Raw genomic sequence first — 13387 nt, 5'->3', positions numbered from 1 at the left:
GGGGCGAATTGGCCTAAACCGCATCCCGAACGATGGGACGTCGCTCGGAGATGGGGCATTCCGCCCGCCGGGTCTCCTCGCATTCAGGATCACAAAGCTCAGATGACCAACGAAAAAACCCGCGACATCGTCCTGATCGCACTTTTTGCCGCGATCATGGCCGTGCTCGGCGTCTTCCCGCCGATCACGCTGCCGCTCGTCGGCGTGCCGATCACCGCCCAGTCGCTTGGCGTGATGCTGGCAGGCGGCATATTGGGCGCACGGCGGGGCGCGCTCGCCATGGTTCTTTTCCTGGTGCTGGTCGCTGCCGGCCTGCCGCTCCTGTCCGGCGGCAGGGGCGGTTTCGCGGTCTTTCTAGGGCCAAGCGGCGGCTTTCTGGTCGGCTGGATCGTCGCCGCCTTCGTCGTCGGTCTGATGGTCGAACGGTTCTGGCCGCGGCTCGGCCATGTCAACGCGTTCGCCGCCTGCGTCTTCGGCGGTATCGTCGTCCTCTATGCGATCGGCATTCCGTGGATCGCGTTCGCCGCCGAGATTTCGATCGCGCAGGCCTTTGTCGGCTCGATGCCGTTCGTGCCGGGCGATGTGATCAAGGCGGTCATCGCCGCGACCGTCATCGTGACCGTGGCGCGGTCCTACCCGGTCATCGTGTCGCGCTAGCGGACCCATCTTGCACGCGGGAAGGCGCAGCCATTGATCCAGCTTGAAGGGGTGACCGTTCGCAAGGGCGATACGCTCATACTAGACGCGATCTCGGTGACGCTCACCGAACGGCGGATCGGCATTATCGGGGCGAACGGATCGGGCAAGAGCACGTTCGCGCGGCTGCTCAACGGGCTGGAACGGCCGACCACAGGCACAGTCCGGGTCGACGGGCAGCCGACGGACCGGAAATCGCCGCTGGGCAAGGTGGGCTTCGTTTTCCAGAATCCCGACAACCAGATCGTCATGCCGCTGGTCGATGAGGATCTGGCGTTCGGTCTTCGAAAATCCGGCCTGTCGAAGTTCGAGATCGGTGAACGTGTGCGGCGCCATCTCGAGCGGTTCGGCCTGACCCACCTGAACGGGCGGCGCACCCACGAACTGAGCGGCGGCGAAAAGCAGCTCATCGCGCTGATCGGCGTTCTGGTGATGGAGCCGGCGATCATCGTGCTGGACGAGCCGACCACATTGCTCGACCTGCGCAACCGGCGCATACTGGTCTCGTTTCTGGACAGGCTCGACCAGACGCTGATTGTGGTGAGCCACGATCTGGAGCTGATGGCGTCGATGGACCGTCTCATCTGGATTGACGAGAGACGGATTCGCGGCGACGGCGATGCCGGCGACATTGTGCGCGCCTACCGGGAGGCGATAGCGACCGAACCATGCTGACAAGCGATTACGTCCCCGGAGACAGCGCCGTTCATCGCGCCCGGCCGTTGATCAAGGTCGGCCTGCTGTTCGTCTTCTGTACATGGCTTTTCTTGCAGGAGGGCTGGCTGTCGCTGAGCGTCGCCGGGATGGCACTGGCGGCGCTCCTTGCTGTCGCGCGCATTCCGCCGAGGATGGTTTTTGCCGCCGTCCGTCCGGCCCTGTGGGTGCTTGGCCTGATCTTCCTGGCGCAGCTCTTTCTCGCCGACTGGCGTTTCGCCGGCTTCGTCGTGCTGCGCTTTGCCGTGATGATCCTCGCCGCGTCGCTTTTGACGCTGACCACGCGGACGAGCGATCTGGTCGAGGCCATCGAAGGCGCCTTGAGCCAATTTCTTCCGCAAAGATCGGCCGAAGCGATCAGCCTCGCCCTGTCTTTGTGCCTGCGCTTCATCCCGAGGGTCCGCGACATCTTCGATGAGGTGAAGAATGCGCAAAGGGCGCGGGGGCTGGGGACGAACTGGCGGGCGCTGGTCACGCCGACCATCGTCCGGGCGCTCAAGTCGGCCGACGAGATCGCGCGGGCCATCGTGGCGCGCTCGCCTGGCCCCGCCGACGGACCGGCAATGCCGGATGGCCGCCATGTCCGGTGACGACGCGACCGAAGCGGACGCCGGGCAGTTCGCCGATCTGGTCCGCAAGCGCCGGTCGGTGCGCGCCTATCTCGACACCGATGTCAGCCGCGCGCAGATCGAAGCCATCCTTGACATGGCACGCCACGCGCCGAGCGGCGGCAACATGCAGCCATGGAATGTCCATGTGCTCGGCCGGCAAACGATCGGCGAGTTGGGCGATGCGATCCGGACGGCGCTCGCCGAGCCCGACTACGTCGAGACAGGCGATTACCGCTACTATCCGGCACGACCCGTCGCGCCCTATGGCGACCGCATCCGGCAGGCGGGCCACGATCTTTACGAGGCGCTGGGGATCGGCCGCCGGGACGTGGCCGCGCGCCGCGAACAGAAGCTGAAGAATTTCGATTTTTTCGGCGCGCCAGCCGGCCTTCTGGTGACGATCGATGCGCGGCTGGAGCGCGGAAGCTGGATCGATGTCGGCCTGTTCCTCAACGCGCTGTCGCTGGCGATCGTCAGCCAGGGGCTCGGATGCTGCCTGCAGGCCAGCTTTTCGAGCCATGGCGATGCGGTGCGGCGGGTGCTGGGCCTTGAGCGCGATGCGCTGGTCGTCTGCGGCGTCGCCGTCGGCCATGCCGACGAGACCCATCCGGTCAACCGGCAGCCGCTGCGCCGTCAGGACGTTGCCGAATTTGTGCGGTTTCACCCATGATCGAAATTCGCGGCCATCATCTGCTGTGCGCCGTAACCTTTGTCGGGCGGGGCTATTCGCGCCGGTTCGAACGCGATTACAGGCGCGTCATCGCGCGCATGAACGACAATGAGGAGATGGTCATCGTTGGCGGGCCCGACGCGATATGCGCGTCGGTAAAGGATTGCGCGGGCAGCCATTGCCATGAGGAGCGGATCGTCGCCCGCGACCGGGCCGCCCTGGCCGCAATATCGGCGCTGACGGGACGCATGCTGACGGTCGGCTCGCGGATCATGCCGCACGATGTCTTCACCGCGCGCCACCGGGCGGCGTTTCGCGATGGGACGATCCGCGCCGCCTGTGCCGATTGCCAATGGTCGGACCTGTGCGACCGGATCGCCGCCGACGGCTTTCAGACGACTTTGCTGGACCGGCGGTGAGGGGATCGGCGGTCATGGCGTCGCGCATTGCATTGTCGATCCTTGAACATCTGCGCACGCGCCCCGGCGCGCCGGTCCTGCATTTCGGAACCGGGACGATCAGCGCCGGCGATCTGGCGGACAGGATCGACCGGCTGTCGCGCGGGCTGCGGTCGCTGGACCGGCATGGGCGCATCGGGATCGCGATGGAGGCGGCGCCGGACACGCTGGCGCTGTTCATCGCTTCGCTGATCGCCGCGCGCGAAACCTTCGTGCTCGATCCGTCCTGGCCGGAGGCGACGATCGCCCAAGTCACGGCCAGCACCGGGCTCGATGCCGTCGTCGCCCAGATGGACGCAGCGCCCGCCGGGGCGATCGGCGCCGAAACGCTCGCCCGGATGGGTGCCGACGCGCAGGTGCCCTTCTCGATGGATGAGGATGCGGCCGAACCGCTCTTCACCCTCTTCACCTCCGGCTCCACGGGCATGCCCAAGGGCTGCCGGCGCACCGAAACCTCCTGGTTGAGAAGTTTCGAGGCCGACCGCGCGCTCGCCGATCTTGAGGGGCGGGGCCTGGTGCTGGTTCCGGGCAATCTGGCGCATTCGCTGTTTCTCTATGCGGCGGTGCGCGGCCTGTGGGCCGGCTGCGCCATCGCGCTCTTTCCCCGCTTTCGTCCGGACCGGGTGTTGGCGCTTGCCGACCGGTTCGGCGATTGCGCCATGTTTGCCGTGCCCACCCAGTTGAGCGCGCTTTGCGCGGCGGCCGAGCGCCGGCATCCGGGCGTCAAGCGCGTGCTGCTCACGGGCTCCAAGCTGCCTTCCGCGGTCGCCGGACAGGCGCGGCACACATTTCCCGGCGCGGCCCTCATCGAGTTCTACGGCACGACCGAACTGAGCTACGTCGCCGCTCGTCATGTCGATGCCAACGATCCGCCCTCGCTGGTCGGCAAGCCGCTTGCCGGCGTCGATGTGATGGTCGTCGACGATGCGGGCGCGCCATGTCCGCCCGGCGCCAGGGGCCGCGTTTTCGTCCGGAGCGGCATGGCGTTCGACGGCTATGTCCGGAACGGGCGCTTCGAGCCGGCAGAGGCGTCGGTCGGCGTCGGCGACGCGGGATGGCTGGACGAAGAGGGCAACCTGCATCTGGACGGGCGGATCGACCGCATGTTCCAGTCGAGCGGGCGCAACATCGTCCCCGAAACCATTGAGGCGGCACTTGCGGCGGTGGAGGGCATCGAGGCCGCGGCCGTGTTCGGCATCCCGGACCCTGTGCGCGAGCACCGCATCGTCGCGGTGCTCAAGGCGCCGGTCGCGTCCGGCCGGTCGGCGATCGTTGGCGGCCTGAAGAAGAGCCTGCCGCCCTATGCGATCCCCGGACACTATTTCGAATGCGGTGACTGGCCGCTGACCGTTTCGGGCAAGCCGGATCTGGTCACGCTGCGCGAACGGCTCGACGGCGGAACGCTGGAGCCGCTTGCGTGAGCGGCGCGGTGTGGATGGCCGGCGCCCGCCGGACCCCGGTCGCCCCGCGCGGCGGCGCGTTCGCAGGGCTCGACGCGCACCGGATCGGCGCGGCGCCGATCACGGCCCTTGTCGATGACCTCGGCCTTCCCGCCGATGCTGTGGGCTGCGTCATTTTCGGAAACGGCGTTTATGGCGGCGGCAATCCGGCCCGGCTGTCGGCGCTCGCCGCCGGCCTGCCCGAAACCGTTCCGGCGATGACCATCGATACGCAATGCTGCGGCGGGCTGGACGCGATCCATCTCGCGCACAGCCTCGTCGCCTCGGGCGCGCACGAATTCGTCCTGGCCGGCGGCGTCGAATCCTACAGCGCCGCGCCGCGCCGCTTCCGGCGTTCGGCGGCGGGAGAAGCGGATGTCGAATATCAGCGGCCGCCCTTTTCGCCCTGGCCCGGGCGCGATCCGGACATGCTCGAAGCGGCCGCGCTTCTGGCGCGGCAGATGGGAATTACGCGAGCGGAACAGGAGGCGTTCGCCTGCCGCAGCCATGCCGATGCGCTTGCCGCTCGGGAAAGGCTCGCCGCCGAATGCGTGCCGCTCGGCGGTCTTGCCCATGACGCGTTCACCCGGCGGATCGGCCCGAAGCTGTGCGCGCGGCTGCCGGTCCTGGCCGGCGATGATGCGCACGGGCTGACCACGGCGACCACGGCTGTCGAAGCCGATGCGGGCGCGGTCTGCGCGATCGTCTCGGACGGTTTTTTGGCGGCCCATCCGCATCTCAAACCGCGGGCGATCCGGGTCGCCGGCGGCCTGTCGCTGGGCGACGATCCCGCCATGCCGGCGCTGGCGCCTGTGGCGGCGGTCCGCGAGACGCTGGCTCGCTTTTCCTTGGCGATGGATGGGTTCGACGTGTTCGAACTGATGGAGGCGTTCGCCGTGCAGGCGATTGCGTGCATCCGGCTGGCCGGCTTTGCGCCGGAGCGGACCAATCTGGGCGGCGGCGCGCTTGCGCGGGGTCATCCGGTCGGCGCATCGGGCGCGATCAACGCGGTGCGGCTCTACCATGAAATGCTGGTTCGGCCCGAGGCCGGCAAGGGCCTTGCCGCGATCGCCGGCGCGGGCGGGCTCGCCGCAACGCTGGTGCTTGCGCGGTAAGGCCGGACCCGCGCCGACGCGGGACGGTTTGCGGCAGCCAGCGCCGTCACATCAGCTTGAAGGGCACACCCGACAGCAGCGCCTCGACATAGCGCTTCTTCTGGAAGTGGCCGTTCAGCGAGACGCGCGGCATCGCCGTCGGGTTTTGGAGGCATGCGGCATTCAGCACGCCGGGCTGTGTGGTCACGGCGGCGGCGAAACCGGCATCGGCCACTGCCTTCACCTCGCGCGCGCCGACCGCTTTGGTCCAGCCATAGGGATAGGCAAACGACTGTGGCCGGCGGCCCGCATAGGCTTCTACGGCAGCCCTCGATTGTTCGATCTCGGCGTTCAGCCGTTCGTCGCTGACGCGGCGCAGATTGACATGGGTCATGGTGTGCGCGCCCAGATGCACCAACCGATCTTCGGCCAGTCGGCGCAGTTCCTCCTCATCCATGACAAGCGAATCGACGATGGCCATCGGGTCGATATTGTGAACCTGGCGCGCGACGTCATCGATCCTTTGCACCGCTTCGTCCTCGTCGATCGACTGGACGAAGGCTGCAAAGCGTTCGAAGGCAGCGAACTTGCGGGCCGTCGTTGTGGCTCGGAGGGTTTCCGGCCCGTCGCCGAAATCGAAGTCGATCCTGTCGGCCTTGCGGGCGATGGCGGCGGCGGTCTCCCACCATATGGAGCGTGTACGTTCGACGAAGCCGGGATTGATGAAGATCGAGTAGGGTACGCCGTGCCTGCGGAAGACAGGTGCCGCGAACTCGGCATTGTTGCGGTAGCCGTCATCGAGCGTGAACGCGACGAAGCGGCGCTGGTCGCCGGGCTCGGCGAGCAATGCCGGCAGGTCGTGCAGGTGAACCGGCGTCAACCCGCTTTCGAGCGCGGTCTCGACGGCCTGCTCGAGAAATTCCGGCGTTACGGACAAAAGTGCGTTGGGCGAGAACCTGGTGGTCTCCTGTTCAGGGCGGACGTGATGAAGCGTGAAGATCACGCCACGGCCGGCGGCGGATGGAAACAGCGACCGGACACCAGGCAGGGCGACGGCTTCCAGCCCGGCGCGGATGATGCCGTATTTCAGGTAACGCTTGGCTGTTGCACGCGCTGCCATTTGTCCGCAAGCTCCCTTCGTCAGGTTTGGTGACCGGCTTTGAGGATTCGCCTGGTCAGGACCCGCCCGCCTGTCAGCGGCAGATCGATCAGGCCCGGCCTGGGATCGTTGCGGGCAAAGGTGGCGCAGGCCCGGACCCGTCCGAACGAGCGCAAATCGCCGCCAAGGCCGATGTCCCTGCGGGCCATCAGGCTGGTGGCCGCGACGGCATCGCGGGCCAGATACATCCACGCCGTCCCAGGCGTTGCCGCGGCGGGCGCATTGGGCTGATCGTTGGCAAGCCGCCACAGCATCGTGCCAAGATCGATGCCGGCGGTCGAGCACAGGCCGAACCATGACCAGGGGCGCGGAATGACGTCCAGCAGCCTGAGCGAACCATCCCTTTGGTCGCGCTTGAACTCCACTTCGACCAGACCATGGTGGCCGATCGACGCGAGGATTGTGCGGGCCGCTTCGACAACGCCCGGCTCCTCGACGATCTCGACGAATGTGCTCTTACAGCCGAAATCGACCGGATACTGCCGGGTGCGGCGGGCGGTGAACTCGGCGACCGGCTTTCCATTGTCCCAGAGGGCGGCGTAGGAGAACTGGTCCTCTGCGGCCTTGAAGAGAAACGGGATGGCGCCTTCATCGAGCGGCCCGGGCCAGCCGATCTGGTGCTTTACATGGCGCAACGAGCCGGGGAGGGGGGAATCGTTGCTGATATGGGAAACCGGGACGCCGGACGCGCCCAGACTGCGCGCCAGGGCCAGCGCGCCATGCGCACCACCCAGAACGACTGCGCCTCGTTTGTCCATCGTCAAGAGTTCCCCAAAACCTCACGTCAGGTTAGCTGGGAATCACTAAGAAAGAGCTATGGGTGGCCGTGCCGATTGCGCGCGTTTCTTCGCCGGGCCGCCGAGGACATCGGCCGCACTGGCCGGGGCCGCCGCCAAGGCCATGATCGGGCCGGATTTCGGTCTCGCCAAAGGCATGGCACAGCCATGCCCGCGCCCTGCGCATTGCCGCACAGCGTGCCGAAAACCGTCAGTGTCGGTCTGGAATTTTGGAGCGGGCGATGAGATTCGAACTCACGACCCCAACCCTGGCAAGCGTGAGATTGCGAAATGCAGAACCGGCCCTGTTGAACACAAAACGGAACGAAACGGCACGAAATTGACGATCCTAAGCGGGCGACGGGCGCGCTCGCTGTTGGCCGATTGGTGGTTCTTGTCGAACTGTGTTCGAATGTGCAGGTTCTGGCTCGGTAACCGCGCTGGAACCGCACTTTCTCCAGAGCGTGACCTCAGGAGGCAACTGCATCTTCAATTCGCTGAAGAGGCCCAGAGAGCCGCCACCGACCAAAGGCTGCCGTGACCTGCACTCAGGCGTTCAGGCCGGCGGCGCATGCGCGAAAGTCTTGCACTGCTGGAGCTGCGCCATCGAGTGAAACAGGAACGGACCTGTCGCCAAGAAGAGCTGTTGCGGTGTGGTTGAACTCGAGGCCGTTTAGTACGTTGCCGAAGCCGCTGTCAGTGACCGTTAGGGACCGGCCTTCATCCGAGGCAATGTGGCGGTCTGTCGTGATGGTAAGCCCTCTCGGGCCATCGAAACGCATGGCAAAGATCGGGCCGCCAGGCCAGGGCTCCACCGTTCTGACCTCGATTGCGTATTCTGCTATCGCGGGATCGTACGTCACGCGGAAGAAAGCGTTTTCACCATCGTGGATGAGTTCACAAACTCGGCCAGGCTTGGTCTCCCAGGCCAATGCGGGCGCCGCACTCAACAAGATAACCGCAACTGCGCGCGAGAATCGGATCATCATTTGGACTCTGACGCCTCCGCGTATCAAGACCGTTGCTTGATGGAGATGGAGCAAAGCGAGGGGCCGTCAATTGGGCAATGGCGGCCCAGACAGTCCAAACTGCTGGTAGCGCGTTTTCGAGCCAGAGCTGCCGTTGGCGGGCGAAGTCCGGTTTCGGCCCAATGCTGGCCTTCGAGTTCAGCACGGGCAACGTCTGCAATTGGCGGCGAAGCGGACGTCAGCAGATCGGGCGAACTGGGTCATCTGGCGACCAGCGGCTGACGAACCGGATGACCAGGACGGCTGACTGCACATGGTCATCGTCCGAACGCCAAGCCTGATGGCAAAAATGGCAAGTCGGGGGAAGAAAGCTTTCCTCCATCCGTTCTTCTTGGTGAGCAAGCACAAGCCCATGTACTTCGGCGGATGATCCGCCCCGTGCTCATTCAAGAGGTAAGGCTGTCATGAATATCGCAATGCTGACCAACCGGAATGGACATCATACCCAGAACCGGTTGAAGCAAACCGCGGAAAGACGTGGACATGAACTCCATGCCATCAACCCGTTGCGCTGCACGATGGACATCAGCGAGAACGGGCTGCGTCTTTGGCACGAAGGACGGCCATTGACGAATTACGATGCTGTGATCCCTTTGCTGACCCCATCGACAGCCGAGTTCGGCATGGCCGTTTTGCGTCAACTCGAATGTATGGGTGTTATCTCCCTCAACCCGTCGGCGGCCGTCGCGCGGGCGCGCGACAAGTTGCTTTCACTTCAGCTACTCGCTCAAAGCGGGGTGCCCGTGCCTACGACTGCGCTCGCGCACGAACGGGCGCGCGCCGAACAGATGGTCGAATTGGTTGGTGGCGCCCCGACCGTGGTCAAGTTACCACAGGGGCGGCAGGGCATTGGCGTGGTTCTCGCGGAATCCATGCAATCGGCCCGTTCTGTCATCGAGGCCTTTCGCAGCACCAGGCAATATGTGCTGGTGCAACGTTTCATCAAAGAAGCAGCAGGCAACGATATACGTGTGATCACCATTGACGGTGAGGTGGTCGCTACAATGCGACGTACGGGCCAACCGGGAGAATTCCGGTCAAATCTGCATCGCGGCGGTGATCCAAAACCCGTTGCCATCACGCTGGCCGAACATGCGCTGGCATTGCAGGCAACACGGGCTGTGGGCCTTTCTGTATCCGGCGTTGACATTCTGCGCTCAAAGAACGGGCCACTGGTCATAGAAATCAATTCGACGCCCGGCCTGAAGGGCACCGAACAGGTGTCCGGACAGGATGTAGCCGGCAAGATGATCGATTTCCTAGAGTCACGGCTGAAGCAGCGTCGAGCCGAAGTGCCAAAACTTCGGACGATGGCTGCCTAGGGGCGGGCTTTCAACAAGTTGCCCTTTTGGGCCGGATAGGCGCGGCGGGTGCAACCTAAGCGGCATGCTCGGACCAGGCGGCCAGCATGCATGTCCGGTTCTGTCCGATTGGTCTTAGCGCAAGGGTCGTTGCCGCGTATCGTGCGTTCAGTCCCATTGGGCCGTTTCACCGATCCTTCCAATCCGCAATACAGCATGTTGAAGGATCAGTAAGGCGACCCAAGACGTTTCCCACATCCGGCAAGCTGGAGACCCGTCCGTTTGTCCAACGGTCTCTTTTTGTCGGACAAGCAACAGTGCTAGCCGTCATTGGCATCCGATGAGGCTGGCAAGAGCGGAAGTCAGCGGTTGATGATTTGCCGAGCCTGGTCGCGTTCATTCGCATTCCAGATGAAGGGCGAAGTGCTTCAGGCGACTTAGGAACGGTCCGACCCTGCTTCGGCTTCTTCGGTTTCACACAGTCCGCTCGCCCGCACCAGCCCGTGACCGAACACCGAGTCAAAACCCGGTTCACCCAGATCCTCCGCAAGGGCGATCAGCCGCGTTTTGGCCTGTTCGTAGGTCTGAAGGTCTGGATTGTTGGTGCGCAACACGGCCAGCGCGGCAGTCACAAAGGGTGTGGCAAAGGAGGTTCCCGTGCGGGTGCGTGCGCCCCTCACCGAGGCGGCCGTCCAAACCTCGACGCCCGGCGCAGCGAAATCGATGTGCTCGCCCCGCCCCGCGCGACGATAGATCCGCTTGCCATTGTCGATCGCTGTGACCGCAAACACCTGGTCATAAGCGGCTGGAAACGCCGGATCGGATCGCGGACCACGATTTCCAGCCGCGGCAACCAGAAGGATGCTCTGCGCGTTCAATCTTTCCACCATCTCCTCAAGCAACGCGTTGGCCGGCCCTGCCAGGCTCATGTTGATGATCTGGGCACCGCCGTCAGCGAGGCTGTCTAGAGAGCGCACGAGGGTGTAAACATCGCTCCGGTCATCGCCGCGATTGCCGCGATGAAAGGCATCGACGGCAATAACTTCAGCACCCGGAAGCAGACCCGGTGAGCGGGTATCCGCCGATCCAACCAGCATTGATGCGACAGCCGTGCCGTGTTGCTGGCTGGAGCTCGACAGCTTTCCTTCGACAGTCGTGAGCAGCGTCAACGCGCTGTCCTTGAGCGCTTCGTGATCGGCATTGATCCCAGTGTCGATCAATCCGATCGTTACATCGGCGAGGCAAACGTCATTGGCCTTGGGATCGGGCCAACCAATCAGGTTGGTTGCGAGGCACCACAATTCGTTGCAGGGCTGTGCCGCTCCGGGGCGGTAGAAGTGATTGAAGTCCGCCTCGCTGCCCGGTTGCACCTCTTCAACGGTGATCCGTGCCTCATCAAGGCTGGTGCCATCCGGCACCTGGAGGCGCGTTACAAACGCATCCACCAAACCAATCTGATCACGTTGAAGCACGGAGTATCCCAGCGCCTCAAGCGCGGTGACGCTCGGGTCCGTCAAACCAAGGGCAACGATCTCGGTCGGGGCGAAGTCCGGCAGAGGAGGTGGCGGCGGCGCTGATTGGCGGACCACGCGCCGAGGCTGTTGTGCACGCCGTGGTTGCTGATCGCGTCGCGGCGCAAAAAATCGGTCCAGCAGGTTGCGGCCAGATGAATCGCTTGAGGAACGTTGACCGCCGCCAGACCATCCGCCGCTGTTGCTGCCGCCACCATGTCCACCGCCGCCGCCATCACCATCGTCGCCGTCGTCTCCATCATCGCCGTCGTCTCCATCATCGTCGGCCCACGCAATTGCAGGCGTCAACTCCGAGAACATCGGCACAACCGTCCATGCGGTCGTCAAACCGGCGATCAACGCAAGCCGCCGGATCATCTTCCACGGCGTCAAACTGGTGTCGGACATGCAACCAACATTGAGCATCACAAGCTCCCTCGGGAATATCGCCTGGCTCGGCGCGTTTGCATGGTGTGTAAACGGCGCCACCGGACTATTATTCCATGACGGCTGAACTTTGTCGGAGAAATCAATGTCGCAGACATTCGGGCAGCAACTGATCGGGCTGCTCCCTAACCTGCGGCGCTTTGCGCTTTCGCTAACGCGTTCGGCTGCTGCCGCCGACGATCTGGTTCAGATTACCTGCGAAAAGGCCCTGGCCAATGCGAGCAGCTATGCGGACGGCACACGGTTGGACGCCTGGCTGTTCAGGATCATGCGCAATGCGTGGATCGACCAGCTGCGCAAGGAAAAGACGGCCGGCCTGAGCGTCGATGTCGATGCGCTCGTCAACATGCCAGGAGATGATGGGGCGAGGCAAACCGAAAGCGTACTGATGCTCAGGGCGACACGCGCCGCCATCGCCGATCTGCCTGATGAGCAGCGCGAGGTGCTTGTGTTGGTCTGCATCGAGGAACTGAGTTATCAGGAAACGTCCGACGTGCTGCGCATTCCGATCGGCACCGTGATGAGCCGGCTGGCGCGTGCGCGGAAGAAACTTGCGAGCGTGATGGGAATAATCGCCGACGAGTGACGTTGTTCCTGTAACCAAGGTCAAACACCATGCAAGAAGAGTTCAGCGACACCACATTGATGGCCTATGCGGACGGCGAGCTGGATGCCGAGACGCGCATCGAAATCGAGCGCGCGCTCGCCCGTGATGCCGCACTTGCCGCACGCCTTGACATGTTCACCAAGACACGGCGCGCCGCGTCGGACGCCTTTGAAGCGCATCTGGATGGGCCAGTGCCCGACGCGCTGGCAAGCAGCATCGCGGCGATGGTTGAACGCCATGAGGGTGCGACCGGTTCGGCAACCAGTGCGACGGGTGAACCGGCGGACAACGTATTCGCGTTTGATCGCAAGCCTCGGTTTTCGATGTTGCGTTTTGATGTTGCGCTTGCTGCGTCTATTGCGTTGGTTGCCGGTGGCGTCGTTGGCTACCTCGCCTCAGGGGTTGGTGGTGTCTCGCCGTCCAGCAGCATTTTGACCGCTGACCTCACCAATCCCTTGCTCCCTATCGCGCTGCGCAGTGTGGCGTCGGGCGATGAAATGGATCTCGACGGTGGCAGCCGGTTCCGTGCCATCGCCTCTTTCCGTGATGAAGCGGACAATATCTGCCGCGAGTTTGCGATCGACTACACCGATACATCGACGGTCGTCTCCGTTGCCTGTCAGGCCGATGAGCAATGGCATGTCCAGTTCACGGTTGCCGCTTCCAGTACCGATGATGGCTATGCGCCGGCATCGTCGCTTGAAGCGCTGGATGCCTATCTCATGGCGATCGGTGCTGGCGCACCATTATCTGAGGATGAAGAGCAAACGGTGCTCGACGGATTGCGCTAAAGCGGTTCGCACTGTGTGAGGATCAATCGATTGCCGAACCTTCAACGGACGGGCGCTTGTGCCGTGCCGTCCGCAGCGCCTTTGG

Annotated in this window: 14 protein-coding genes; 10 read left to right on the top strand and 4 right to left on the bottom strand. The window is 64.1% G+C overall.

Annotated elements, in window-relative coordinates; genetic code table 11:
- Positions 1–102: 102 nt before the first annotated feature.
- The 7 genes from ACOQOU_RS08990 to ACOQOU_RS08960 are packed head-to-tail and all read left to right on the top strand — an operon-like array spanning position 103 to position 5703.
- Positions 103–657, top strand: coding sequence for a biotin transporter BioY (locus ACOQOU_RS08990; protein WP_109765728.1), 555 nt, complete (start codon positions 103–105; stop codon positions 655–657).
- A 33-nt stretch (positions 658–690) separates the two neighbouring features.
- Positions 691–1371, top strand: a complete 681-nt coding sequence (locus ACOQOU_RS08985) for an energy-coupling factor ABC transporter ATP-binding protein (protein WP_306025400.1) — start codon at positions 691–693, stop codon at positions 1369–1371.
- On the top strand, positions 1365–2000 hold the full coding sequence (locus ACOQOU_RS08980) for an energy-coupling factor transporter transmembrane component T family protein (RefSeq protein ID WP_306025401.1): 636 nt from the start codon (positions 1365–1367) through the stop codon (positions 1998–2000). The genes ACOQOU_RS08985 and ACOQOU_RS08980 overlap by 7 nt, the downstream gene beginning before the upstream one ends.
- Positions 1990–2691, top strand: a complete 702-nt coding sequence (locus ACOQOU_RS08975) for a nitroreductase (RefSeq protein WP_158585187.1) — start codon at positions 1990–1992, stop codon at positions 2689–2691. The genes ACOQOU_RS08980 and ACOQOU_RS08975 overlap by 11 nt, the downstream gene beginning before the upstream one ends.
- Complete coding sequence (locus ACOQOU_RS08970; protein WP_109765724.1) at positions 2688–3110, top strand: DUF1284 domain-containing protein; 423 nt, start codon at positions 2688–2690, stop codon at positions 3108–3110. Before ACOQOU_RS08975 ends, ACOQOU_RS08970 begins: the two co-directional genes overlap by 4 nt.
- Positions 3111–3124: 14 nt before the next feature.
- On the top strand, positions 3125–4570 hold the full coding sequence (locus tag ACOQOU_RS08965) for a class I adenylate-forming enzyme family protein (RefSeq protein ID WP_306025402.1): 1446 nt from the start codon (positions 3125–3127) through the stop codon (positions 4568–4570).
- Positions 4567–5703 carry a thiolase family protein gene (locus ACOQOU_RS08960; protein WP_306025403.1) on the top strand — a complete coding sequence of 379 codons (1137 nt, stop codon included), beginning with the start codon at positions 4567–4569 and terminating at the stop codon, positions 5701–5703. The genes ACOQOU_RS08965 and ACOQOU_RS08960 overlap by 4 nt, the downstream gene beginning before the upstream one ends.
- A gap of 46 nt (positions 5704–5749) precedes the next feature.
- Here the strand turns inward: ACOQOU_RS08960 and ACOQOU_RS08955 are convergent, their stop codons facing one another.
- From ACOQOU_RS08955 to ACOQOU_RS08945, 3 genes are all read right to left on the bottom strand, one after another.
- A complete protein-coding gene (locus ACOQOU_RS08955; protein ID WP_306025404.1) occupies positions 5750–6802 on the bottom strand; it encodes a polysaccharide deacetylase family protein in 1053 nt (350 codons plus the stop codon).
- Positions 6803–6822: 20 nt separating this feature from the next.
- On the bottom strand, positions 6823–7599 hold the full coding sequence (locus ACOQOU_RS08950; RefSeq protein WP_306025405.1) for a hypothetical protein: 777 nt from the start codon (positions 7597–7599) through the stop codon (positions 6823–6825).
- A gap of 566 nt (positions 7600–8165) precedes the next feature.
- The gene (locus tag ACOQOU_RS08945) at positions 8166–8606 is read right to left on the bottom strand and encodes a hypothetical protein (protein ID WP_306025406.1); all 441 of its coding nucleotides are present in this window, start codon (positions 8604–8606) and stop codon (positions 8166–8168) included.
- Positions 8607–9049: 443 nt separating this feature from the next.
- On the opposite strand from ACOQOU_RS08945, the gene ACOQOU_RS08940 reads away from it, so the two are divergent.
- Entirely contained in the window at positions 9050–9967 is a 918-nt protein-coding gene (locus ACOQOU_RS08940) for a RimK family alpha-L-glutamate ligase (protein ID WP_306025407.1), read from the top strand.
- A 416-nt stretch (positions 9968–10383) separates the two neighbouring features.
- Here the strand turns inward: ACOQOU_RS08940 and ACOQOU_RS08935 are convergent, their stop codons facing one another.
- Entirely contained in the window at positions 10384–11865 is a 1482-nt protein-coding gene (locus ACOQOU_RS08935; protein ID WP_306025408.1) for a S8 family serine peptidase, read from the bottom strand.
- Between the two features lie 124 nt (positions 11866–11989).
- On the opposite strand from ACOQOU_RS08935, the gene ACOQOU_RS08930 reads away from it, so the two are divergent.
- Entirely contained in the window at positions 11990–12490 is a 501-nt protein-coding gene (locus ACOQOU_RS08930; protein WP_306025409.1) for an RNA polymerase sigma factor, read from the top strand.
- Positions 12491–12519: 29 nt separating this feature from the next.
- Positions 12520–13302 (top strand): anti-sigma factor, encoded by a 783-nt coding sequence (locus ACOQOU_RS08925; RefSeq protein WP_306025410.1) that lies wholly within the window; start codon positions 12520–12522, stop codon positions 13300–13302.
- Positions 13303–13387: the final 85 nt, after the last annotated feature.

The organism is Oceaniradius stylonematis (assembly GCF_965223445.1).
GTDB classification, from domain to species: domain Bacteria; phylum Pseudomonadota; class Alphaproteobacteria; order Rhizobiales; family Rhizobiaceae; genus Roseitalea; species Roseitalea stylonematis.
This window is presented reverse-complemented; position numbering and strand designations above follow the sequence as displayed.

Coding starts and splice junctions, on each gene's coding strand:
- ACOQOU_RS08990 (WP_109765728.1), top strand. CDS start 103: ATGACCAACGAAAAAACCCGCGACATCGTCCTGATCGCACTTTTTGCC.
- ACOQOU_RS08980 (WP_306025401.1), top strand. CDS start 1,365: ATGCTGACAAGCGATTACGTCCCCGGAGACAGCGCCGTTCATCGCGCC.
- ACOQOU_RS08975 (WP_158585187.1), top strand. CDS start 1,990: ATGTCCGGTGACGACGCGACCGAAGCGGACGCCGGGCAGTTCGCCGAT.
- ACOQOU_RS08970 (WP_109765724.1), top strand. CDS start 2,688: ATGATCGAAATTCGCGGCCATCATCTGCTGTGCGCCGTAACCTTTGTC.
- ACOQOU_RS08965 (WP_306025402.1), top strand. CDS start 3,125: ATGGCGTCGCGCATTGCATTGTCGATCCTTGAACATCTGCGCACGCGC.
- ACOQOU_RS08955 (WP_306025404.1), bottom strand. CDS start 6,802: ATGGCAGCGCGTGCAACAGCCAAGCGTTACCTGAAATACGGCATCATC.
- ACOQOU_RS08950 (WP_306025405.1), bottom strand. CDS start 7,599: ATGGACAAACGAGGCGCAGTCGTTCTGGGTGGTGCGCATGGCGCGCTG.
- ACOQOU_RS08945 (WP_306025406.1), bottom strand. CDS start 8,606: ATGATGATCCGATTCTCGCGCGCAGTTGCGGTTATCTTGTTGAGTGCG.
- ACOQOU_RS08940 (WP_306025407.1), top strand. CDS start 9,050: ATGAATATCGCAATGCTGACCAACCGGAATGGACATCATACCCAGAAC.
- ACOQOU_RS08935 (WP_306025408.1), bottom strand. CDS start 11,865: ATGTCCGACACCAGTTTGACGCCGTGGAAGATGATCCGGCGGCTTGCG.
- ACOQOU_RS08930 (WP_306025409.1), top strand. CDS start 11,990: ATGTCGCAGACATTCGGGCAGCAACTGATCGGGCTGCTCCCTAACCTG.
- ACOQOU_RS08925 (WP_306025410.1), top strand. CDS start 12,520: ATGCAAGAAGAGTTCAGCGACACCACATTGATGGCCTATGCGGACGGC.